The organism is Roseivirga sp. (genome assembly GCF_034669765.1).
In the GTDB taxonomy this organism is placed as follows: domain Bacteria; phylum Bacteroidota; class Bacteroidia; order Cytophagales; family Cyclobacteriaceae; genus Roseivirga.
Window position 1 is genome coordinate 1 of record NZ_JAXMOQ010000008.1, and the last position, 23,075, is coordinate 23,075.

A 23,075-nucleotide genomic window follows, 5' to 3' on the forward strand; every position below is an offset into this window, starting at 1 on the left:
CCATAGAAGTATTGAGATGTTAACACCTAATGAAGCCCATAAAAAACAAGGCTACTTAGAGAGAAAATGGAAAAACTATAAATCATTTAAATCACTAAATTGAGTCAACCTATTTCAGGACGATACAGTGCTAAACCTCCAGCGTCTGATCGCTTACCCTTTTGTAGCCTTTAATATGAATGGCTTGATCATCAATTTCAACAATGGCAAAGCTGTTGTTCTCCAAGCCTTGGTAATCCACCATACCTAACTGGGTAACATAATGAATTCCATTGATTTGAGTGTGCTCCTCTGCATGGACGTGGCCATGGAATACAGCCAATACTTTACCAGAGGCTTCAAACAGTTGCTGAAATTTCTGATAATCATTGACATGAAATTTTGCGCCTTCTTCATTGAATTTATAAAGTGGATGATGACAGAAAACAATGGTGGGCAACTTGTTCGCTTCTAAATCTTGTTGAAGCCAATTGTACTCTATTTCAGGAATATTGGCGTCCTGCCAATCGGCTCCTTCTTTATAAAACTGATCTCTCCCATCGGCATGGTAGTTCGCATCTAAAACAATAAAGTGGAAGCCTTCCTTATCAAAAGAATAATAGCTCTTCGATTTATCAACACCTGTATTCTCTATATAGCTTAGGAATTGGCCCTTCCTAATGCTGTCTACATCGTGGTTGCCAACGCAGTGATAGCGAGGCCCTTCGAATTTGCTATAAGCATTCTCCAGCGTTTCTAAATAGCGGAGTGTATCACTTTCTACTTGGTTCAAGTCTTCATCCTTAAAATCACCTAAATGGGCTACGAAATCTACTTTCTCACGATTCATCACCTCCACAAACTCATTCATTTTCGCTATGGAATCACGGTAATAGCGAGTACCAGAATGCTCTCGGTCGGCATAGTGTGAATCGGTAGTGAGTCCAAATGTGATTTTTGAGGTTTTGTCAGGTTGACAAGCATAGATCGAAAGTGGCAGAAAGGTAGATAATGTAACTAAGCCGCTCTTTTTCAAAAACTCCCTTCTTGAATTATTTGATTCAATGCCTTTCATAACCGTTTGGATTTCATTTCACCTTCAAATAAACAAAAGCTATGGACCAAATGAAATGGTTAAAGGGTTATCTGTTTGTGAATTATTGATGAACAGTAATGAATTAATAGACTCTTAATATAGTCAAGAATAAACCCTTCTCTAAAATAAGAGTATAAGACAATCGATTGCGGTTCGAATGATGACGATGGGAAGTGTTTGATATTTATTATACACAGAGTTTAAACAAATACATTTAACCCCAAGTTGAAAGCCATAACTTGACAATTGAAATCTTAACCACCTTAAGTGTCCAAATTACCCAAAGTAAATCAATTCGTAGATATTTCTGACTACGGCAGGCCAGCAGCCAAAGCGATTGCGCACTTACTCAAAGCCACTGCCATTACGCCTATCCATGTTACGGTTGCGTTCACAATTTCTGGGCTATTGGCCATTTGGTGCATCGTGAATGGCTACGCATGGGCAGCTGCCTTCTTCTTGATCTTAAAATCTATTTTAGACGCGGCAGATGGTGAACTGGCCAGGGTGAAAGAAACACCTTCCTACACTGGTCGCTATTTGGATTCTGTTGCCGATATTCTTTTGAATGCCCTTCTTTTAGGCACATTATGGTTCCTTACTGATGCTAGTTTTCTATATACCGTTTTGGCTTTTTTAGGCATGCAATTGCAAGGCACCATTTATAATTACTACTATGTCATTCTCAGGAATAGATTTGATGGAGACACCACAAGTAGGATTTTTGAAAAGCATCCTCCATTGGCAATGGAAGGTGAAAAACAGCAAAACGTGAACATTCTATTTTTCCTCTACAAAGGCCTATACGGCATTTTCGATAAAGCCATTTACTTATTTGACAGAAGTGCCGTGAAAAGCACTTGGTTTCCAAATTGGTTTATGACGATCGTTTCACTGCTCGGCTTAGGCTCTCAGCTGCTGATCATCAGTATCTTTTTGGTTTTAGGACTAAGTGAATTCATTATCCCTTTCTTTATTTACTACACCTCCATGATTTTCCTGGTCATCGCCATAAGAAAGGTTTTTGGCAAGGCGTCTACTGTCGCATGTGCTCCAAAGTTTCACCTCTAAGGAGCTTAATTAACTATTCTGCCCTTGTTGGTGTTCTTCACCAACAAGCCATACAAGGTTTACTTTTAGCTACCACCAATACCCAAACTTGATTCTTTATCAAAATAAGGCTACTCTTGCCTAACTGATTTCGGATTAAGCATGACCTTCAATACTATCAAATTCAACTTACTGTTTTTCGCTTTTTTTGTAAGCAACCTGGCTTTGGCCAATGATTTTGATAAATACCTCATTAACCCACCTCAAGAACTGGTGCTCACAGAAGGTTGTGAGGCTTTTTCGGCAGCGCAAATCCGTCAATTCGCTGACTTTATTAAATCCACTGAGCTTTCTACTTTAACAGGCAATTTGAGTTTTGACCTAAAAGGAGAAAAGCTAAATCTTTCCGTTTCAGTTGATTCTACCCTAACGCATGCACAAGGCTATACGCTAGAATTAAGTCGGGGCAACATCCGTATTTCCGCCCAAAACCCTGCCGCAGCTTATTACGCCAAACTCACACTGTTACAGCTTGTCGCTTATGCTACGGAAGAAAATTCCACACTCCCCTGCCTAACCATTAATGATTGGCCAAATTTTGAGCGCAGGGGTTATATGCTCGACATCAGCCGAGATAAAGTACCAACCATGGAAAGCCTTTATCGCCTGATTGACCAATTGGCTTCATGGAAAATTAACGAGTTGCAACTGTACACAGAGCATACCTTCGCTTATAAAGACCATAAAGTAGTTTGGGAGAACTCAAGCCCCTTAACGGCTGAAGAAATTAGACTGCTAGACAAGTATTGCAAAGCGCGATTCATCGATTTGGTGCCCAACCAAAACTCCTTCGGGCACATGGAAAACTGGCTAAAACACGATGAATACCTCGATTTAGCGGAATGCCCAGACGATTGCGAAACGATTTGGGGCAAAAGTAAGCGAACAAGCTTAGCACCCACCAATCCTGCTTCTTTCAACTTAATGAAGTCTTTATATGAAGAAGCCCTCCCTAACTTTTCTAGCAACTTCTTCAATATTGGCGGAGATGAAACTGTAGAATTATGCGAAGGGAAGTCGGAAGAGGAATGCGAGAAACTAGGCCAAGGGAGGGTTTATTTAGACTACCTCGTGAAGTTAAATAACGAAGCCAATCGCCTAGGTTTTAAAACTCAGTTTTGGGGAGATATTATTTTGAATCATCCAGAATTGATCAGCGAACTGCCCAAAGACATGACGGCATTGGTTTGGGGCTACAGTGACGACCATTCTTTTGATGAGCAGCTGCCAAAGTTCAAAGCAGCGGGTTTGGACTTTTATGTGTGTCCCGGCACTTCTTCGTGGCGTTCATTGATCGGGCGTAATCATAATGCATTTTTGAACCTGAAGAATGCGGCCATTTCGGGACAGGAAAACGAGGCCAAAGGCTACCTCAATACCAATTGGGGTGATTATGGCCACTGGCAACCGCTCTCCGTGGTTTACCCGAGTATGCTTTTGGGCGCCAGCTATGCATGGAATTATCAAGATGAATCTCTCGATCACCTTGAGTTTCAGCTCAACCACTACCTGTTTCAGGACAAAACGGGCAACACCGCCAAATCCGTTTTAATGCTGGGCAATGCTTATTTAGACACCAAGATTCCAAAAGGCAATGCCAATGCTTTTCACTTGCTGCTAAGAAGGTATTTATGGACCATGCAAGGCAACGATCAAACAAAAGAGTTGACCCAAGAAAACCTATGGGCTGCGGACAGCACCATTCAGCGTGGTTTGGACATCTTAAGTTTAGCCAAACCTGAGTCTGAGGATGCCCAAATCACCATCGATGAATTGCAGCAAGCAGCCGCATTGGCCCGCCATGGTATTCATTTAGGAGTAGCCAGATTGAAGGCAGAAAACTTCGACACCAAAAGCATTCCGGCCGAAAAAAGAAAAGCACTGAGTGAAGAACTAGAACTCCTGATTGCGCAGCACAAAGCACTTTGGCTGGTCAGGAATAGAGAAGGTGGCCTGCAAGACTCTGCGGCCAAATTGGAAGACATCCTTGAGTTTTATAAAGACAATTAAGTTCTCGAACCCAGACAAAAAGCGCCATGCAGTCAATAATTCACTACTTTTTGCACCTCGGTTTTCCTTTGGTGATTGCCTTTGTCTTTTTTAAAAAGGAATGGAAGAAGACTTATTTGATTTTGCTGGCAACTATGCTGGTGGACCTGGATCACTTATTTGCCAACCCAATTTTCGATCCTGGCCGATGCAGCATCAATTTTCATTTCCTGCACACCTATTATGCTATGGGCTTTTATGTGCTTCTTCTATTTTTCAAAAAGCCCTTCAGAATTATCGGCATTGGTTTACTCTTTCATATGCTTACTGATTATATTGATTGTTTGATGATGTAAGGCATTCATTAGCCTATAAGGCCATAGTAACTCTAACCAAGCATGCAAACTCAGCTCCCCTTGATACTGCCTCTTGCCTTATAAAACCATGAAGATCATTCTCCCATGTGCCATCTCCAATAACCGACAAAAAACATCTTCAAACATGATTAAAGTCACATTGCATGTCGAGCACTTGTTGTTACTTGATGGCACATCAAATAACTAAAGATCATGACCAAAGAAATTAAAATATTAGGCACAGGTTGTCCAAAATGCCAGTCCATGACCGGGGTTGTAAAGGAAGTAATTTCAGAAAACAACATTGATGCAAGCATCGAAAAAGTAGAGGACATCATGGAAATCATGAAGTTCAATGTAATGACCACGCCTGCTTTGGTAGTAGATGGTGTAATTACCATCAAGGGCAGAGTTCCTTCAAAAGATGAAGTATTGGTGCTTTTAAACTAACTGTTTCGAATATCATGAATTATCACATCAAGGCTTCAAATGTAGTTTTCGGAACCACTTCATTTACTATGAGCCTCAACGGAAATGTTTGATTGGATTCAAAATATTGCCGATTGGTTTGTCTATGATGTTTTGCATTTGGACAAAGGGCAGCATTTAGCAGAAGCCCTGAATTTCTTTATTTACGACTCTGCCAAGATTTTAATCTTACTGGTTGTCGTCATTCTATTGATGGGAATGGTCAATAGCTACTTCCCTATTGACAAGGTGAAAAATTACCTTTCAAGAAATAAATTATATGGATTAGAATACCTGATGGCCAGTCTTTTTGGAGTAGTCACCCCTTTTTGTTCTTGTTCATCTGTGCCGCTGTTTATCGGTTTTGTACGAGGTGGCATTCCATTGGGCGTAACCTTTGCATTTTTAATTACTTCCCCATTGGTGAATGAAGTTGCCATTGGTCTTTTTATTGGTTTGTTTGGGTTGAAAACTACCATCATCTATGTAGTGAGTGGTGTGCTGCTGGGTACTATTTCTGGTGTCATCCTTCAAAAACTCAGGTTAGAACGTTACCTCACCCCTTGGGTGAAGGAAGTGCTAGCCAATGCCCAACGCGATCAAGAGCTGTTTCAGGCCGAAAAACAATCATTCAAACAACGTTTGCCTATTATTTGGTCGGAGGTGGTTAAAATTCTCAAAGGCATTATCCCTTATGTATTGATAGGCATTGCGATTGGTGGATTAATGCACGGTTATATTCCAGAAGGATTTTTCGAGAAGTACATGGACAAAGACAATCTGTTTGCCGTACCGGTTGCCACCATTTTGGCTGTACCGATGTACTCTAATGCTTCGGGAATACTACCTGTCGTTCAAGTATTAGTAGCGAAAGGGATCCCGTTGGGTACTGCTATTGCCTTTATGATGGGCGTAGTAGGGCTCTCATTGCCAGAAGCAATGCTTCTTAAGAAAGTAATGACTCTAAAGCTCATTGCCATCTTCTTCAGTGTAGTTACCCTTTGTATTATCATTTCAGGCTATCTGTTTAACTTGATTTTGTGAGGCCATACCTTATCATCAACATTATTGGTTGCCATAAGGAAGTTTTGATAAATTACGTGAGATATAACGACCATAATTATGGCTTATACATAAGCTTGTCCGTCACTTGAAAAAACTACCCATATATGGATTATCAAACATTTCAGCCAAGTCCAGATTTAGATGCTTTAGTAAGTTGCTATTGGACTTTGGAAGTACCTCATGATAATGATTCTCAAAAACAACGAATCGTTCCTGATGGCTGTATTGAAATGGCTTTTATTCTTGGTGATGACATAAAGCGATATACCTCGGAAGAAGAATTCATTTTACAACCCCGTGCAATGGTGCTTGGACAAACCATTGAACCATTTTTTATCGAACCAACAGGCAATGTAAAAACCTTCGCAATCCGATTCTACCCTTACGGCTTTGCTAATTTTGTAACGGAACCAATTAAAAACTTAGCCAATAAAGAGACGCCTTTAGCATTATTGTTTGAAGAAAAAATCGCCAAGGAATTAGAAGAAAAAATAATCCAAGCGCAAGATGTTAAACAACGAATAGAAATCATAGAGGGGTTTCTATTGGAAAGGCTAAACGACAAATCAACCGTTGAGAACATTGTAAAAACAACCGTTAATGCCCTTTTATCGACAAACGGAAACGCACCGATAAAAACGATTCTTAAAGATGACTTGACCAAAAGAAGACAACTTGAACGGAAATTTGCAAAAGAAATTGGCGTTAGCCCCAAACAGTTAGGTAAGTTAATTCGATTACAAACTGCATTAAAAATGCTACTTAACAAAGACTCCGAAAGCTTAACCAATATCGCTTATGAAAGTGAATATTACGACCAAGCACACTTCATCAAAGACTTTAAGGAGTTTACTGGAACTAATCCCAAAGAGTTTTTAGGAAATGAAAACATGGCCCTTTCTGCGCTTTTCTATAAATAGATTGAGTGTCGCATTTTTACAATTTCAGCCATTAAGAGTAGCGCAAATTTGTATTGTCAATTTAAAGACAATATGAAAAAGACGATACTCTGTTCTGCCCTAGTGCTCTCTTTTAGCCTGGTAGCTTGTAACAGCCAAAGTACAACTAGTTCAGATAAGCCACAGATTGATTCAAACGCCACGCAAACAACAAACGATATGAAAAGTTTTATTTCCCTTTTTGAAATTCCAGCAACGGATATTTCACGAGCAATCAGTTTTTATCAGGCCATTTTGGACATTCACATTGAGCAAATGGAAATGCCTGGAATGGAGATGGGAATATTCCCATACGAAGGGCAAATGGATACGGGAGTTATAATGAAAGGAGAAGGTTTTAAACCTATGGCTGATGGGGTAACCATATACCTGAATGGCGGAGACAATCTTCAAACCATTTTAGATAAGGTTGAAAAAAATGGTGGGAAAATCATTGTCCCAAAAACGGCTCACGCAGATGAGAGCGGGTTTTTCGCGTTGTTTTTAGATACAGAAGGAAATAAACTCGGTCTAAATTCTCCCAACTAAACGGAGGAAAAAACCATACGAAAAAGCAATAGAGGTGATTAAACTAAGTGATTCCTTCCTCACCTTCCGTTGCACTTCAGGTTCATCGGAATGACGGTTCAATGAAGCCTATTCGAAGCGTCATGCCGACTCCCAAGGGTCGGAGGTCTCGGCATCCCTCAATTCACCTCTGCGCTACTTTGCGCACTTTGCGGTTTCACCAAAGCACCAACAAGCCATATTCGCTCAAAAAGAGCATTCTCCTTTTAAGGCATAATTATCGAAAACAGTTATCTTGGTAAGCGAGCGATAGCAAACGTTAGGCATCATTATCAGAAACCGCCAACCTATGATCAAATTCTTTAGGAAAATTAGACAAAAGATGCTGACTGAAAACAAGTTGAGAATGTACTTCAGTTATGCAATCGGAGAGATAATTCTAGTCGTTATTGGAATTTTGCTAGCGCTCCAAATCAATAATTTGAACGAAGACAGAAAGGTTCGCAACCAAGAAAAGGACTTGATATCTGGCTTGATTAGAGATTTAGGTAAAGACATACATCTCCTTGAGATTATTAATACATATGATAGTTTACAAATCATTTCTGACAGAACCATTCTTGCAGCATTTACCACAGACTCTATTAGAAATAACAAAACACTAATCCAGAAACAAATAGCCAATGGCCTTCTTACTATCGACTTTACGGTATCTAAAACCTTTTATGAAGACCTAAAGAATAACGGAAAAATCAATTATCTAGCTAATGATTCGATAAGGGATGCGGTTGAAGACTATTATGCTAACATGGAAAATATGAATGGTGTATTTGATAAAAACGATGTCTCAATCAGAGATGTAAGTGTCAAAATTGGCACCTACCTTGATATCAATTCTTCATTTCAAGCAATGATACCAGAGTTTGGTAAACAGGAATTAGATGAATTTGATAATTCTATTTTTTATGAGCCCATTGAATCTCCAAAAGTAAAAGAACTGGCAAACCTTATTTCGATGAGACAAGCCTTAAAATCAATGGTACTAAATATTCATAAGATAGCCCTGAGCGATGCTAAAGCGCTGAAGGAATTATTGACCAACTATTTGGAAGAGAAATAACAAAAATCATTTGATTTAGAACCAGAGTTGCCGCTCATTGTGTATTTGTAAAATCAGCATTCAGTGGTGTTTTTTTTCGATTTGATAGCAGCCAAAGACCTATTACCAGTTTATTTTTGATGTTTCTCCACCAATATCATTAATTGCTGCTCACTACTGACATAGGGTTGTCACTTGTCAGGTATAGGTTTGTGCCAATGAATCTTTAACCCAGATAAGGCAATAGCCCCTCTATTCAGAATAGTAAATGAAATGAGTAACAAGGAAACAGAAACATATTGCCCTAACAGCAGAGCAGATTGGCGAAAATGGTTAGAAAAAAATCATCAGTCCGAACAATCAGTTTGGCTTATTCATTTTAAGTCATCCACAAAAGTGGCTTCTTTGACTTGGAGCGAAGCAGTAGATGAAGCACTTTGCTTTGGGTGGATTGACAGCACCAGAAGGACTATTGACGAAGAAAGGTACATGCAGTATTTCAGCAGAAGAAAGCCGAATAGCATGTGGTCTAGAGTAAACAAAGAAAAGGTCGACCAACTCATTCAAAACAACCAAATGACCCAAGCCGGTTTGGCCAGTATAGAAACCGCCAAGCAGAATGGTTCTTGGACATTCTTAGATGAAATTGAAGCCCTTGTCATTCCAGAAGACTTAGCAGCAGCATTGACCAATTACAAAGGCGCCACAGACTTCTTTGATGGCCTAAGTAAGTCAGCAAAAAAGATTTTGTTGCACTGGGTAATCTCTGCGAAAAGACCAGAGACCAGACAAAAGAGAGTTTCAGAAATCGCAGCAAACGCCAGTGAAAACTTAAAGCCCAAACAGTTTAGGTAAGAAAATAGCTTACTACAAAGGACTCTGTTCACTTTCTTTAGCACCTCTCCTCCGAACCAACAGACTCTCACGGTTTCGTTTTTCAAACTCCACCTCAGAGTGACGGTTAGTGATGAGTCTCTGCGCTGCTTAGCGTGCTTTGCGGTTTACTAATTCGATCTATGCTTCTGAAAAAGACCTCCGAAGTATTGGAGCAGAGTGACGATAAAGTAAGTTATTTGCACTCTCCTTTTCATCCTGAGTGAAGCGAAGGATCTAAAAGGAATAGCCCACGGATCCTGAAACTCCCCCAAGTTTCGCGGGCAGGATGACGGTTCAATAAAGCCCATTCGGAGCGTCATTCTGAGGAAGAACGATTCTCGATAGAGAATTGATTGACCGCGAGCTCCGAGGCTTCGGAGTGTCTGTACTTAGTGCATTCTCTCCCAACAAACACCGAGGAAGAAAGCTCCAATGCTTCGGAGTGTCCGTACTTAGCACCTCCTCTCCGAATCAACAGACTCTCACGGTTTCGTTTTTCAAACTCAACCTCAGAGTGACGGTAAGTGATAGGGCTTTGCGCTACTCAGCGCACTTTGCTATTTCACCAGAGTATTAGCAAAAAAGCAAAGAGACCACCTCTCGGTAGTCTCTTTCGGATTAGACAGCAGTCAAACACATCTGACCAATGTACTAGTTCATGTTCTTCATTGACAAGTAGTCTAAAATCTACTTTCCATCAATAATAAGGAAGGAACTAAAAAAATTAAATTTTAGAGAAAATCAGTTACTTAGCTATTACGGTAATGTGGGCGAAAATTAGGGATAACATGGTTTTATAAATATCTTAGGAACAAGGAGTAGGTTGGGCAGGTCATCATCTGCCTATATTTCGAATTTTAACCTTAAAAAATGAGCCTAATTTCATCTCGTCAACGGAGGCCTTATCGTTTTCCAAAAAGATACTTGAAACGTAGGAAATTTCTTGCATCAACGGTTATAAGTTGGCCTGGCATGATAAGGCCTAAGACTAAAGGATGGTTTCTTTTTCTGAAAGATCGCTTGATTTCAAAACGAGATAATTCTAATTGAACCCTCTCTAAAAAACGGGTTAAATTCCGCCCTAGTTGTTCTTGAGGCTGTTTGTCTCTAGCACCTCCTCTCCCAACCAACAGACTTTCGTGGTTTCGTTTTTCAAACTCAACCTCAGCGTGACGGTAAATGATAGGGCTTTGCTGTTTACTCATTCAATCTATATTTCTGAAAAAGAGATTCGGTACTGTATGACGATCGAGCAAGTTATTTGCACTCTCCCTTTCATCTTGAGTGTTACCGTGTTCGCAGAAACTTCAGCGGATGAGAAGCGAAGGAATTAAAAACTGTATAGCAAATCGAAAAATTAGATCCTTCGTGCCTCAGGAAATGAAAATAGGCCGTTTACTTCCAAACAATTATTGGCAGTGAAGTAAGAGTAAGCCTCATTGTTTTTTGATTAAATGTTATGCTGTTAAAATTAAGCTCAACTGCATTTATATGCACCCTGCTTTTCATCCTGAGTGAAGCGAAGGATCTAAAAATAGAATCGTCAATCGGAAGATTTAAAGTTTTTGACTAATCTCATTTATGTCAAACTGGTCGTTTTATGTGTACATCACCACCAACAAAAGCAAAGAGACCACCTCTCGGTAGTCTCTTTTGGATTAGACAGCAGTCAAACACATCTGACCCAGTCTCTTTAATAATTCTTGAATAATATTCTAACTACTTCTTTTCAATGATGCTTAAGGTCTGTTTTACCCAGTCGGTATTGGCGTCTAGTTTAATCTCTGGGGCAATTCCTTGATTTTCATAGGGAAGAAAAGAAGCTTGACGCATATCTGTTGGCGCATATGTGAACATACCTGATGGTGAAGTGTAGGTTCTTCCGTAATTAGTACCGTAACCCAATGCTCCATAAGTGGTCTGTCCTAAATGAACCGTGTTTTTGAGGTTTCTTAAACGTCCTGTCGTAAGTTCTCCGTTACTGCCTGTGTAGAAGTTAGTAAGTACATAAACATGCGCTTTGCTCTTCTTTATGGCCTTTATAATGGGCTTAGATATTTTATCAGAACCGCCCACGTTATTTCTCAAATCAACAATCAAGTAAGGCGAGTTCAGCTCATTTTCGATTTGAGCGATCAATTGGTCTCTATTTGTTCGCATGGTGCTTCTATTAAAGCTGTTCATCCAAACGTATTGCACATTCTCATTTAATCTAGTCAGCTCAAAGCTTTCAGCCTCATCGGAAGTGACATTTACAATATCATAGGCCTCATCGCTTCCTTCTTTTCTCGTAGTAGAAAACAGCTGGCCATTTTCGAAAAGCTGCTCTTCGGCAAAAACCAGGTTCTTATACAACTGACTGTAAAAGACAATATTAAAACGTGAAGGCGAATCGGATTCCTTGATGTAAGCATAGATCTGCCCCGGCTCCCAAATGCTGATTTGAGATTCTAACACCACGCCTACCAAGCTATCGGCATCGATACGATACACACCTAATTTCATTCTACTGCCCGCATTGTAGATGCCTTCAATACCTGCTGACGGTTTAGATTTCAATTGGGCTTTCAATTGCGTTAAATCCAAGTCCACCTTGGGGTGGCTTTTGAAGGTATCGCTGGCCCTGTAGCTTTTTATAAATGTAGAATCGAAGATATCGTCCATTGTATAATCAGGCCTTGGCTCGTACACCTCGGCATGCTTATCATTCACAAAATGCTCTAGTTGATTAAGCCTCCAAAAGCAATCTACCTTGGTCATTTCATTGGCCATTTCGCCACGAAGTTGTTGGTATAAATTCTCGAATTCAGTTTTCTTATTTCCTTTTACCTGATGCTTAAAAGAGTTCATCCCCTTCATCTGCTCATACACAAAATCAAGCTCAGGTTTGCAGTCGCAATTGGCTTGTGCTGAAAGGTTGAAACTTAAAGTAATAAGGAGAATTAGGGTCATTAAATTTTTCATATCTGTTTGTTTTAGTGTTTGACTGGTTCAAACGTACAAACAGAAATCGGCCTTTAAACCTATTTAATAAGGCTTGTGGCGAAATCACACTATTCTGTGGCGGAATTGACGGCTGTTTCTACTGCAGCCTGATAAGTTTTTGAAACGGGTACTTCAATATCGCCTGTGAGCATCACATTCACCTTACGGTTTCCCGTTTTCCATTGTCTAAAATGATAAGCATTGATCAAAAAAGAACGGTGTGTTCGAATCAATTCTGGCCGTTGTTCTTCTACTTCCGTCAGCTTATTTCTAATCAACTGTGTCTTTAATTTTTCACCTTCTTTAAAGGTCACTTCCACATAATTATCAGACGACTGAATGCAAATGAGATCATTCAATTGCAGACGCAAGCTTTCGTAATTTCCAGTGCCTTTAATTTCGATTTTATCATTCTCCAAACGCTTCTCTTTGTACTTACCGAAAGACCAACGGCCAATAGCCACAATAGGGAAAACGGTAAGTGCAGCAGGCAAATAAATGGCGGTAGCAAAATAAGAAATGGTGTAGGCGTATGGGTCTGAGTCCACCACCAAATAATAGTACACCAAGCGGGTAGCAACAAAACCAATAATGATGACGAAAGACATAAAAGTGAGTTCCGCCCAAACCGGCCACTGCCCAACTTTTTTAGACAGCCAATGCTGGAATGGCAAGCATATCAGATAACAAAGGGAGCCAAAAAGACCGTAGAGCGGCAGATAAGTCAACTTTTCATCCAAATAAAGCTGGCCTACATCAAGCGGCTCTGTGAAAAAGAGAAACACAAAAACCCACACCGCTAAACCAAGGGCAATCAGTACATGATGTTTAATCGAGGGGTCGAATGGGTAATGCTGCTTTAACATATATTGCTTTCGCTTACAATGATATTAGAAAAGCCGTTCTTTTCAAGATAGAAAACAAAAAACCATAAAAATTTAGATCAAAAGCTCCTATCCTAGGTTCTCCGATTTATCTACTAATAGGCAATAATTTGTGACAATCTATTCATTAAGGATGCTGTTCAATTTCTTTAGTGTAAATCCCCCACCTACCGCCCCCGAGGGCGGACATCCGTGCAATTCTCATGTTTATGCTGTTTTACCTGATTAGCTAACGGATCCTGAAATTAATTCAGGATTACGGTTCAATAAAGATAAAACCAAATTGGAGCGTCATTCTGAGGAAGAACGATTCTCGATAGAGAATTGATTGACCGCGAGCTCCGAGGCTTCGGAGTGTCTGTACTTAGCACTTCCCCTCCGTACAAACAGACTCTCGCGGTTTCGCTCTTCAAGCTCAACCTCAGAGTGACGATGAAGCGAGCTATTTGCACTCCCTTTTGTATCCTAAGTTGAAGCGAGAAACTAATTTATTTTGGTTCACTTTTACAAAAGACGTACTATGCTTAAGAAAATAAATTTCAAAAATGCTGTCATATTTTTTAAGGCCCTGTCACTAATATTAATAGACAATGGAAAACTTCGGACATGAGGACAGTGAGGCAATGACTTTTGAACAAGTACTAGAAACCAACAAGGAGAAAATCTATAGGATCAGTCGTGTTTATGCCGTTGCTCCTTTAGAGCCGCAGGATTTATTTCAGGAAGTGGTTTATCAAATCTGGAAGTCCTTTTCCACCTTTAAAGGCAATGCTGATATTGACACTTGGGTGTATAAAATCGCCCTAAACGTTTGTCAGCGATCTAAACTGAAACTGGACAAAGGCAAAGAGAAAACGATACGGCTGGATTCAATGCAGTTTGTTCCGGCAGATGTTGGACCAGACAAAAGTCAGCAAGAAAGGTACAAAGCGCTCCACGATTGCATTGCTACTTTAAATGAAGCGGATCAATCTTTATTAGTACTGCTTTTAGAAGGTCTGCCTTATAAGCAAATCGCTACCATTACCGGTTTAACGGATAACCATGTAGCGGTAAAAATGAAACGGATAAGAAAACTATTATTCGACTGTATCACCCCAAAATTGGCATAAGATGACAGAACAAGAATTAAAAGAAATATGGATGAGCTCCTCTCAAACAGAGAGAATTCAGGTCGATTTAACGCGGCTGGTAGTGGATTTAAAAAGCAAACTCAATCACATTGAAAAGGTAATCCGGAACAGAGACATCCGTGAGATTGTAGCGGCATTTATCGGCATTCCAATGTTTGCCTACTTTGCTTATGACATTCCTTTTCCTATTACCCGAATAGCAAGCATACTTACTGTAGTGTGGTCCGTTTATGTGATTTATCGCTTTAGAAAACTTCAGCTGAGCAAAAAAAATGAAGACCTAACGCTACCCTTCAAGGCTCAATTGGAAAACCAAAAAACCAATATGATGGCGCAGCATAGGTTTTTAGACACAGTTCTGTATTGGTATGCGGGGCCGCCTTTTCTACTGAATATTACATTCATACTAGGCTTAGGCAACCCAGAGATATTCGGTTATTCCTCTGGCTTGAAGGATCATTTACCCTTTGACTCAGCAAGTAAAATCACATTGATTGTAGGCTTGGCTTTCTTCTACGCCTTTGTGGTGTGGCTGAATAAACGTGCTGTAAAGAAAACGCTTAATCCACTCATTGCTGATATTCAGCGTATTCAAGATCAACTGGAAGAGGAAGAATAAATTCAAAAAAATCAAATTCATTTCAAACTAACGCTAGGCTATCATCATAGTCGACCTAGAAAACTCATATCAACATTAATTATAGAACTCATGAAAAAACTAATCGCATCACTCATTATTCTTGGCTTTAGCACCATCGCTTTCGCACAGGGAGAAAAGGAAGTTTCAAAAAAGACAGCTTCAGAATTCAAAAGACTATTTAATCAAAGTGAGTACAACTCAATCTTCGAAATGTTTTCACCGGAGATGAAAATCGCCTTGCCTTCAGATCAAACTTTGACATTTCTACAAAACGTAAAGTCACAGGCTGGCGCACTTAAAAGCCTTGAGTTTGTCAAGTACGAGCAAGGTATGGTCGCCTTATACAAAGCTCAATTTGACCGTAAAGTACTCGGCCTAAATCTTTCAACAGATCAAAATTCAAAAATCAACGGCATGCTATTAAAGCCCTATCAAGACAATAGCCAGCCCAAATTGGAACGCAATATTTCGAGTTTAATCCTGCCTTTCAATGGTGAATGGACAGTATTCTGGGGAGGCGACACCGAGGCCCTTAATTACCATGTCACTACAACTTCACAAAAAGGCGCTTTTGACTTTCTAATTATGGACGAGAGCGGCAAGTCGTATAGCGGTGACGGAAGTAAAAACGAAGATTACTATGCTTTTGGCAAAGAACTTATTGCCCCTGCGGCCGGGGAAGTGGTACTAGTGGTTGATGGGATTAAAGACAACAAACCGGGTACAATGAACCCTATTTATATCCCTGGGAATACCGTAATTATTAAAACTGCAAACAATGAATACCTACTTCTAGCTCACTTTAAGCAGCATTCCATTAAAGTAAAACAAGGCGATAGAGTAACTCAAGGACAGGTATTGGGGCTTAGTGGAAATTCAGGAAATTCTTCTGAACCCCACCTACATTTTCACATTCAAAACATGGAAGAGATGAGTCAGGCAACTGGAGCCAAAAGCTATTTTGAAAGTATTAAGGTAAATGGAAAAGTAAAAACTGATTACTCTCCCATTAAAGGCGAGCGTATTTCGAATTAACCAATCATCCGGTTTTGTAAATCATAACGAAAAACTACAACAGGAAACAAAACCCAGAGAGACCACCAAACAGTGGTCTCTTTTTGCTTTAGACGGTGGTTCAAGGCTCTCTGACCTAGTTGATCCAATCTCCCCAGCGTCTTTTAGCATTCTTTCAATCCGTATTGAACGCTGAATTCATGTCAATCCCCATCACCAAATCATTACTTACTAAAAAGTAGAACAAATTAAAAAATCTTCTATATATTTGTTCTACAATCTAGTAGGTTATGAAAGAAACAAAAATAGGAGACTTTGAAGAGACACTTCTGCTCTTGGTTGGCATTTTAGATAAAGAAGCTTATGCTTTTAAAATTGCCGAGGAGTTTGAATCGCAAACCAGCAGGGCCGTTTCAATTGGTGCGGTTCACTCAACCCTCAACCGCCTTACAGAAAAAGGTTTTCTGGAATCGAAAATGGGTGAATCTACCGCTGAACGTGGTGGACGGAGAAAAAGAATTTACACCATAACAGCTTCTGGTCAGAGAACGCTGCAGGAATCAAGAGACTTTAAAATCGCTTTATGGAATCAATTCCCGGCATTTGCTGGCGGTAAACTGAATTTTAACATCTAGGCGTCATTGCGAGGGAATGGATGTTCGATAGATAAATCCATGACCGAAGCAATCTCACTGACTATAAAGAAGAATTAGAGATTGCTTCGTCACACCCTTCTGCTACCGCGAAGTTTGTTTCTGCGCCAACGCTGAAGCTAAGGCGTAAGCGTTCGCAATGACGGTTCATAAACAATGAAAAATACAAAAAACCATATCACCCCTCCCCACTTGGCAGAAAAGCTACTGACTTGGTTCATCAAAGATGAACTAGTAGAAGAGGTATTAGGTGATTTGGATGAAAAATTTCACTCAACTATAACAACAGATTCTATCCGAAAAGCAAGGCGCAACTATTGGTATCAGGTCATTAATTACTTGCGTCCATTTGCACTTAAGTCAACAAAAGTCAAAAACCTAATCATCAGCCCAATGAAAATTCATTTCAAATTTGCCACTCGCGTATTTAGAAAAAACTCTCTTATCACCTTTGCCAGCCTTACTAGTATAGTTGTAGGGGTACTTAGTACATTCCTTATATACCTTTGGGTAGACGCTGAACTTTCAACCGATCAATTTCACTCGAACTACAGCAACCTGTACATTCCAGTCGTTAAACAAAGCCTTGTTGATGATAGCAAGCCTATTGAAAGCGGTTTATTTTTCAATATTAACTATCAAGAGTTCCCAGAAATAGACAAGGTTATATTGGCTATCTATTTTAACCCTAATGAAATTAAATTAAAATACAATAATCAAGATTATAGAGCAGGCGGCTTAATAACCGACAGTACGTTCTTTGATATTTTTGACTTTGAACTTGTCGAAGGAAATACTGAGAATATTTTGATGTCACCTACCAACCTTATCCTCACAGAATCCTTCGCCAGGAGGATATTTGGAGATATCAATCCAATTGGAAAAACCATTGAAGTAGATCAAACAGGAACATACCAAGTTGCGGGGATTTTGAAAGACATTCCATCAAACAGTTCAATATCATTCGATTTCATATTACCAAAGCATTCACAAGAGGATTGGGACATGTCAGGGATTGAATTTCTTTTGACGAATAATAGCTTTAATCAATCCGTGTTTGATGAAAAAATAAAGGCGTTAGGAAGGTCTCACTCACAATTCAAAGAAAGTATTTTATCGACAGTAGCCTTTAGTGACGTTTACTTTAATAATACTCTTGAAACTGATCTAATAGCCAAAAGAGGTGATACAGCTAATGTCAAAACCATGATTTTGGTAGCCATCGTTATCCTAATCATAAGCATATTGAATTTCACCAATATGCAGTCCACCTTAATCTTCTCTCAACTAAAGAATAGAGGAATAAAGCAAGTTCATGGAGCTAAACGCATTGACTTTTTACTAGAACTACTTGCCTCAAGGTCAATATTTGCCATTTCAAGCATTTTGCTCATTTCGGGGCTTTTTGTACTCGTCAAGCCATATTACTTACGTTTTCTAGCGTTGACACTTAATTATCGTTTAATTGAGGCAGTTGGGATAATTGCTATTTGCACCATCAGTTTTCTAATTCTAACAACCTTCATTTCCTTAATTCAGTCAACCAAAGTCTCCAGCACCAAGGCACTCGCAGGACAACTCAATAGTAAAAAGCGTTCTAAGGCTGGCAAAGCCCTCACTACAGTGCAATATGTATTTGCTATCGTCCTTATCATCTCTTCTGGAGTAGTATACAAGCAGTTTATGTACATGCAGAATAAAGACCTAGGTTTTGATTCAAAGAATTTAGTGAGCATTAATTTTTTTGAGAGGATTCCTTATACTGGAGATTTCCAAGAGTTTAAAAAACAGTCAGAAGAGCAACGTAAGAGCTATGAGTATGTCAAGAACGAGCTAAGCGAAATTCCAGGTGTTGAACATTTCACTCAAGGCAATTTACCTATTGACGGAAATATTTATGGCATGTCATGGAAGCTGGCAAATAGCTCTTTTGAATACAGAGATATAAAGTTCATGACTGCTGACCCCGACTATTTGAGTACCCTAGATTTAAAGTTGCTCAAAGGAAGGTTCTTTACAGATTCATTGGACAGAGACAGACAACACAAAGTTGTAATCAATAAAGCTGCTATGGAATTTTGGGGCATTAAAAATGTAGATGATGCTAAATTGGCCAATAGTTCTTGGGGTGGAGAAAAAGATCCATATCAGGTAATCGGGGTCATCGATGATTTCAATTTTGAACATTTATCAAGAAAAATAGAGCCCCTAATAATAGCCTACTTTCAGGATTCTGAAGAGAATTTCACCCTGGAAATAAATGAAGAGCGATTTAAACCTACCCTTGAAGCGGTATCAGCGCTATTTCAACAAATTTACCCTGATGGCAATTTCACTTACACTGTTTTAGAAAGTCAACTTCAGGAGCAGTACGAGCACGAAAAACAGCTCTCTCAAACCTTTATATTGTTTACAATATTGGCATTAATACTTTCATCCATTGGGCTATTTACTATGGCCCTTTATGAAACACAAAAGCGCATAAAAGAAATCGGTATTCGAAAGGCGGTTGGAGCCAGTGTAGGCCAAATTATAACATTACTCAGCGGTAACTTTATCAAATGGGTGCTATTGGCTTTCATTATTGCGGCACCAATTGCCTGGTATGTTATGGACAAATGGTTAGCCAATTTTGCTAACCAAACGAATTTAAGCTGGTGGATCTTTGCCTGTGCAGGATTTATGGTCACGCTCTTGGCTTTAATAACAGTGATTGGTCAATCACTATCTACTGCCAAGCGCAACCCCGTTCACGCATTAAGAAATGAATAGGATTTGAAAAATTCCAAAAACCATATCACCCCTCCCAGATTAGCTGAGAAGCTGCTGCTCTGGTTCATTAAAAATGAACTGGCAGAAGAGGTATTGGGTGATTTGGACGAGAAATTCTATTCAACAGCAGAAAAATATTCAACAAGAAAAGCAAGGCGCAACTATTGGTATCAGGTCATTAACTATTTGCGACCCTTTGCTTTCAGATTATTCAAAAACAAAAACTCTAACAACAACGCCATGTTCAAACACAACTTTAAAATCAGTTACCGACAGCTTTTAAAAAATAAGGGCTATTCGTTCATCAATATTGGAGGCTTGGCTATGGGCATGGTGGTCGCTATGCTTATCGGCCTCTGGGTTCAAGATGAATTGAACTTCAATAAGTATCACAAGAATTACGATCAAATTGCGCAGGTGCTTCGCGCAGAGTCGGATGGCGAAGGAGGCATTTCTGTAAGCAATTCTGTGACTACGGGTATGGGCACCTTAATAAGAGAGTCCTTTCCTGATCAAATTGAAAACCTCTTTATGGTCAGATCTAGAACACAAGCCCCAGTAGTTGGTAATGGAGAACTAAAATTTCGAGAAATAGGCATTTTTCTTCAACCAGAAGGCCCTGAAGTACTTGGGCTCAAAATGATTTATGGAACCACCCGAGGACTCAAAGAACAACGGTCAATTATTCTTTCTGAATCATTGTCTGAAAAACTTTTCGGAAAGGAAAACCCAGTTGGATTGAACGTTCAACTCAACGCTTCTATCGATCTGTTAGTCGGTGGCGTTTATAAAGACCTACCGAAAAACTCAAAATTCTCAAATGCTACCTTTTTTTCCCGCCTGTCGTTATTGCTTGGAGAAACAACTGAAGCTTTTAATGTTTGGAATAATTATAACATAGACATTTATGTAAAGCTGGCCGAAAACGTTGACCAAAACCATCTCTCTTCTTTGATTGCTGACAAAGTAAAAGACCATTATAACGACTGGGCAAAAGAATCGGGTCAAACACTATTTCTCCATCCTATGAAAGACTGGCACTTAAGATCTGAATGGAAAGATGGGAGAAATGTGTTAAGCAAGGAAATGAAGTTCGTTCGACTCTATGGTGTTATAGGTGTTTTTGTGTTGCTACTGGCTTGCATTAACTTTATGAACCTAAGCACAGCAAGGTCAGAGAAAAGGGCCAAAGAAGTAGGCATTAGAAAAACACTGGGTTCATTAAGAAAACAGCTTATTTCTCAATTCTACATTGAGTCATTTCTTTACACCTTGGCTGCCTTTTTAATTTCTATTTTACTACTTAGAACATTACTCCCTTGGTTCAACGAGACTTCTGGAAAAGCCATTGCCGCTCCATGGGGGATATCTGGATTCTGGTTACTTGGTGTTGGTTTCATGTTTTTTACAGCACTCGTTGCTGGCTCCTACCCTGCTGTTTACCTCTCAAGTTTTAAACCATTAATAGCACTCAAAGGAGGATTTACATTTGGGAAGAACGCATCCATTCCGCGAAAGATACTTGTGGTCTTCCAATTTACTATTTCTATTGCTCTCATTATTGGTACTATAACAGTCAATAACCAGATTCAGGCTGCTAAAGACAGACCTATTGGGTACTCGCCTAAAGGGATGGTTTCATTGGCTCCTGCTTCCCCAAAGTTTCAGGATCAAAAAGAATTATTAAAAAACGAAATCCTTAACACAGGAATGGCTAAAGCTATTGGCTTCTCTGATTATTCGGTAACCAGCACTCGTGGCTGGAATGGAGGTTTTACTTGGGAAGACATGGACCCCAGTTATGATAAATCATTCAACACCATTGCCATTTCTAATGGCTATGCAGATGCCGTAGGTTTGGAATTCATAGTGGGAAGAGACTTTAACCCCAACCTTAAAACAGACAAGAACTCCATCATCATTAATGAATCAGCCTTAAATGAGATGAAACTGAAAAACCCTGTTGGCACTGTGATTCGATATGATCCAGGCTGGAAACCAGCTATGAACTACACCATTATTGGTGTAGTGAAAGACATGATCAAGGGTTCGCCTTTTCAGGAAACGGATCAATCTATAATGTTCCTCGATCAGGAATATACTAGCTATATGTACATCAGGCTCAACCCAAATGTAAGCGCGAGTCAGTCATTGCCAGCTATTGAAAAAGTTTATAAAGAAATTCTGCCAGAAGCTCCTTTCGACTATCACTTTGCAGATAACGACTACAATAGAAAGTTTGATGCTGAGCTTAGAATTGGCAGTCTAGCAAGTTTTTTTACACTCCTTGCTATTCTTATTAGTTGCTTGGGCTTATTTGGACTATCGGCCTTTGTTGCGGAACAGCGAACCAAAGAGATTGGTATCAGAAAAGTGCTTGGCGCTAGTGTATTAAATCTCTGGAGATTGTTATCGAAAGACTTTGCTTTACTCGTTATAATATCCTGCTTTATAGCTATTCCAGTTTCTTATAATGTACTCCAAGGCTGGCTGGACGGCTACGAAGTAAAGACCCAATTGTATTGGTGGGTATATGCCACCGCGGGAGCAGGAGCCTTACTGGTTACCATAGTCACTGTGAGTTTTCAAGCAATTAGAGCAGCCGTGGCCAATCCAGTAAATAGTCTCAGATCCGAGTAACAGGCCTACTGTTCCGACCACTTAATCTGGTCGGAACAGTAATTCAATTTTCTTATTAACCATCTTAGATTTTGTAACTTTTTATGCTTGACGCTGTTTAACAAAACAACTACTAAGTCCTACAAGGATAAAGAATTTCTATGTTCATATTTAAGAAGAGTACATTACTATTATTATCTATAATGCTGTTCTGCTTCTTCCTTACATCTTGTCGATACGAGGAGCCTCCTATATCACACATAACAAATCCCGATTTTTTTACTACTTGGATCTTTTCAAAAGAGGAGGCTGTATGTAGTCAGGGCAGTACCTACCCCAATAATAGTCAAGGCCAGAGTATGGAGTTAAAGACATTAAGAAACTCTACCTATGAGTACTCTGTAAATGGTGAACTAGTGCAAAGTGGTAGTTTCATTGCCTTAAGCGAAAAAATAACTTTTACTCCTCCTATTTTCCCCAATAGTCTTGACATCAACTCAACCTATGTTCTAACGGGCCCTAACTTGGTGATTACAACCACTGAACCACTCAATTCAGGAAGTACAGAAACTTGTACAGTAAAGCGGGTTTATGATAGAAAACGTTAATAAAAACCAAAGCCTCGACAGCACAGCGGCCGAGTTTCTTCATACTGAGAATTTCGTTTTGGTAGATCAAAACAGACACATCAGAGGTATCTATAACGGCTTGAACAAAGTAGCTATAAATCAACTGATTGCAGACATTAAAACTTTGAAAAAAGAGAGCAGTCTTCCTTAGGCAATACTTGGCCACCCAAACAAAACGGCTTGATATTAGGCGCATAAATGGCTAATATTAAACCGTTTTCCATTTAATCCTTTGTCCAAAG

Annotated in this window: 21 protein-coding genes; 17 read left to right on the forward strand and 4 right to left on the reverse strand. The window is 39.6% G+C overall.

Going from position 1 to position 23,075, the window contains the following annotated elements; genetic code table 11:
• Positions 1 to 130: 130 nt before the first annotated feature.
• A complete protein-coding gene (locus VOI17_RS15175) occupies positions 131 to 1,054 on the reverse strand; it encodes a metallophosphoesterase family protein (RefSeq protein WP_323758075.1) in 924 nt (307 codons plus the stop codon).
• Between the two features lie 288 nt (positions 1,055 to 1,342).
• On the opposite strand from VOI17_RS15175, the gene VOI17_RS15180 reads away from it, so the two are divergent.
• The 9 genes from VOI17_RS15180 (at position 1,343) to VOI17_RS15220 (ending at position 9,483) form a co-directional block, all read left to right on the forward strand.
• Positions 1,343 to 2,146, forward strand: a complete 804-nt coding sequence (locus VOI17_RS15180) for a CDP-alcohol phosphatidyltransferase family protein (protein ID WP_323758076.1) — start codon at positions 1,343 to 1,345, stop codon at positions 2,144 to 2,146.
• A 141-nt stretch (positions 2,147 to 2,287) separates the two neighbouring features.
• Complete coding sequence (locus tag VOI17_RS15185; RefSeq protein ID WP_323758077.1) at positions 2,288 to 4,195, forward strand: beta-N-acetylhexosaminidase; 1,908 nt, start codon at positions 2,288 to 2,290, stop codon at positions 4,193 to 4,195.
• A gap of 26 nt (positions 4,196 to 4,221) precedes the next feature.
• Positions 4,222 to 4,530 (forward strand): DUF6122 family protein, encoded by a 309-nt coding sequence (locus VOI17_RS15190; RefSeq protein WP_323758078.1) that lies wholly within the window; start codon positions 4,222 to 4,224, stop codon positions 4,528 to 4,530.
• A gap of 213 nt (positions 4,531 to 4,743) precedes the next feature.
• Positions 4,744 to 4,980 (forward strand): thioredoxin family protein, encoded by a 237-nt coding sequence (locus VOI17_RS15195; protein WP_323758079.1) that lies wholly within the window; start codon positions 4,744 to 4,746, stop codon positions 4,978 to 4,980.
• Positions 4,981 to 5,064: 84 nt separating this feature from the next.
• On the forward strand, positions 5,065 to 6,042 hold the full coding sequence (locus tag VOI17_RS15200) for a permease (protein WP_323758080.1): 978 nt from the start codon (positions 5,065 to 5,067) through the stop codon (positions 6,040 to 6,042).
• A gap of 125 nt (positions 6,043 to 6,167) precedes the next feature.
• Positions 6,168 to 6,983 (forward strand): helix-turn-helix domain-containing protein, encoded by an 816-nt coding sequence (locus VOI17_RS15205; protein WP_323758081.1) that lies wholly within the window; start codon positions 6,168 to 6,170, stop codon positions 6,981 to 6,983.
• Between the two features lie 72 nt (positions 6,984 to 7,055).
• Entirely contained in the window at positions 7,056 to 7,550 is a 495-nt protein-coding gene (locus VOI17_RS15210) for a VOC family protein (RefSeq protein ID WP_323758082.1), read from the forward strand.
• Positions 7,551 to 7,878: 328 nt separating this feature from the next.
• A complete protein-coding gene (locus VOI17_RS15215; protein WP_323758083.1) occupies positions 7,879 to 8,649 on the forward strand; it encodes a hypothetical protein in 771 nt (256 codons plus the stop codon).
• Positions 8,650 to 8,901: 252 nt separating this feature from the next.
• The gene (locus tag VOI17_RS15220; RefSeq protein ID WP_323758084.1) at positions 8,902 to 9,483 is read left to right on the forward strand and encodes a YdeI/OmpD-associated family protein; all 582 of its coding nucleotides are present in this window, start codon (positions 8,902 to 8,904) and stop codon (positions 9,481 to 9,483) included.
• A 923-nt stretch (positions 9,484 to 10,406) separates the two neighbouring features.
• Here VOI17_RS15220 and VOI17_RS15225 read toward each other — a convergent pair.
• The 3 genes from VOI17_RS15225 to VOI17_RS15235 all read right to left on the reverse strand — a co-directional run bounded on the left by VOI17_RS15225 (position 10,407) and on the right by VOI17_RS15235 (position 13,355).
• Entirely contained in the window at positions 10,407 to 10,709 is a 303-nt protein-coding gene (locus tag VOI17_RS15225) for a hypothetical protein (protein WP_323758085.1), read from the reverse strand.
• 514 nt (positions 10,710 to 11,223) lie between these two features.
• On the reverse strand, positions 11,224 to 12,468 hold the full coding sequence (locus tag VOI17_RS15230) for a S41 family peptidase (protein WP_323758086.1): 1,245 nt from the start codon (positions 12,466 to 12,468) through the stop codon (positions 11,224 to 11,226).
• A gap of 89 nt (positions 12,469 to 12,557) precedes the next feature.
• Complete coding sequence (locus VOI17_RS15235) at positions 12,558 to 13,355, reverse strand: LytTR family DNA-binding domain-containing protein (RefSeq protein WP_323758087.1); 798 nt, start codon at positions 13,353 to 13,355, stop codon at positions 12,558 to 12,560.
• Between the two features lie 608 nt (positions 13,356 to 13,963).
• Between VOI17_RS15235 and VOI17_RS15240 the strand changes: the two genes are divergently transcribed.
• From VOI17_RS15240 to VOI17_RS15275, 8 genes are all read left to right on the forward strand, one after another.
• Positions 13,964 to 14,485: a sigma-70 family RNA polymerase sigma factor gene (locus VOI17_RS15240; protein ID WP_323758088.1), complete on the forward strand. Its 522-nt coding sequence runs from the start codon at positions 13,964 to 13,966 to the stop codon at positions 14,483 to 14,485.
• Between the two features lies 1 nt (position 14,486).
• A complete protein-coding gene (locus tag VOI17_RS15245; protein ID WP_323758089.1) occupies positions 14,487 to 15,125 on the forward strand; it encodes a hypothetical protein in 639 nt (212 codons plus the stop codon).
• 90 nt (positions 15,126 to 15,215) lie between these two features.
• Positions 15,216 to 16,181, forward strand: a complete 966-nt coding sequence (locus VOI17_RS15250; protein WP_323758090.1) for a peptidoglycan DD-metalloendopeptidase family protein — start codon at positions 15,216 to 15,218, stop codon at positions 16,179 to 16,181.
• Positions 16,182 to 16,450: 269 nt separating this feature from the next.
• Positions 16,451 to 16,795 (forward strand): PadR family transcriptional regulator, encoded by a 345-nt coding sequence (locus VOI17_RS15255; RefSeq protein WP_323758091.1) that lies wholly within the window; start codon positions 16,451 to 16,453, stop codon positions 16,793 to 16,795.
• 174 nt (positions 16,796 to 16,969) lie between these two features.
• Positions 16,970 to 19,585 carry an ABC transporter permease gene (locus VOI17_RS15260; RefSeq protein WP_323758092.1) on the forward strand — a complete coding sequence of 872 codons (2,616 nt, stop codon included), beginning with the start codon at positions 16,970 to 16,972 and terminating at the stop codon, positions 19,583 to 19,585.
• A 3-nt stretch (positions 19,586 to 19,588) separates the two neighbouring features.
• A complete protein-coding gene (locus VOI17_RS15265) occupies positions 19,589 to 22,225 on the forward strand; it encodes an ABC transporter permease (RefSeq protein WP_323758093.1) in 2,637 nt (878 codons plus the stop codon).
• Positions 22,226 to 22,563: 338 nt separating this feature from the next.
• Positions 22,564 to 22,812 (forward strand): hypothetical protein, encoded by a 249-nt coding sequence (locus VOI17_RS15270; protein WP_323758094.1) that lies wholly within the window; start codon positions 22,564 to 22,566, stop codon positions 22,810 to 22,812.
• Positions 22,796 to 22,984: a hypothetical protein gene (locus VOI17_RS15275; protein WP_323758095.1), complete on the forward strand. Its 189-nt coding sequence runs from the start codon at positions 22,796 to 22,798 to the stop codon at positions 22,982 to 22,984. The genes VOI17_RS15270 and VOI17_RS15275 overlap by 17 nt, the downstream gene beginning before the upstream one ends.
• Positions 22,985 to 23,075: the final 91 nt, after the last annotated feature.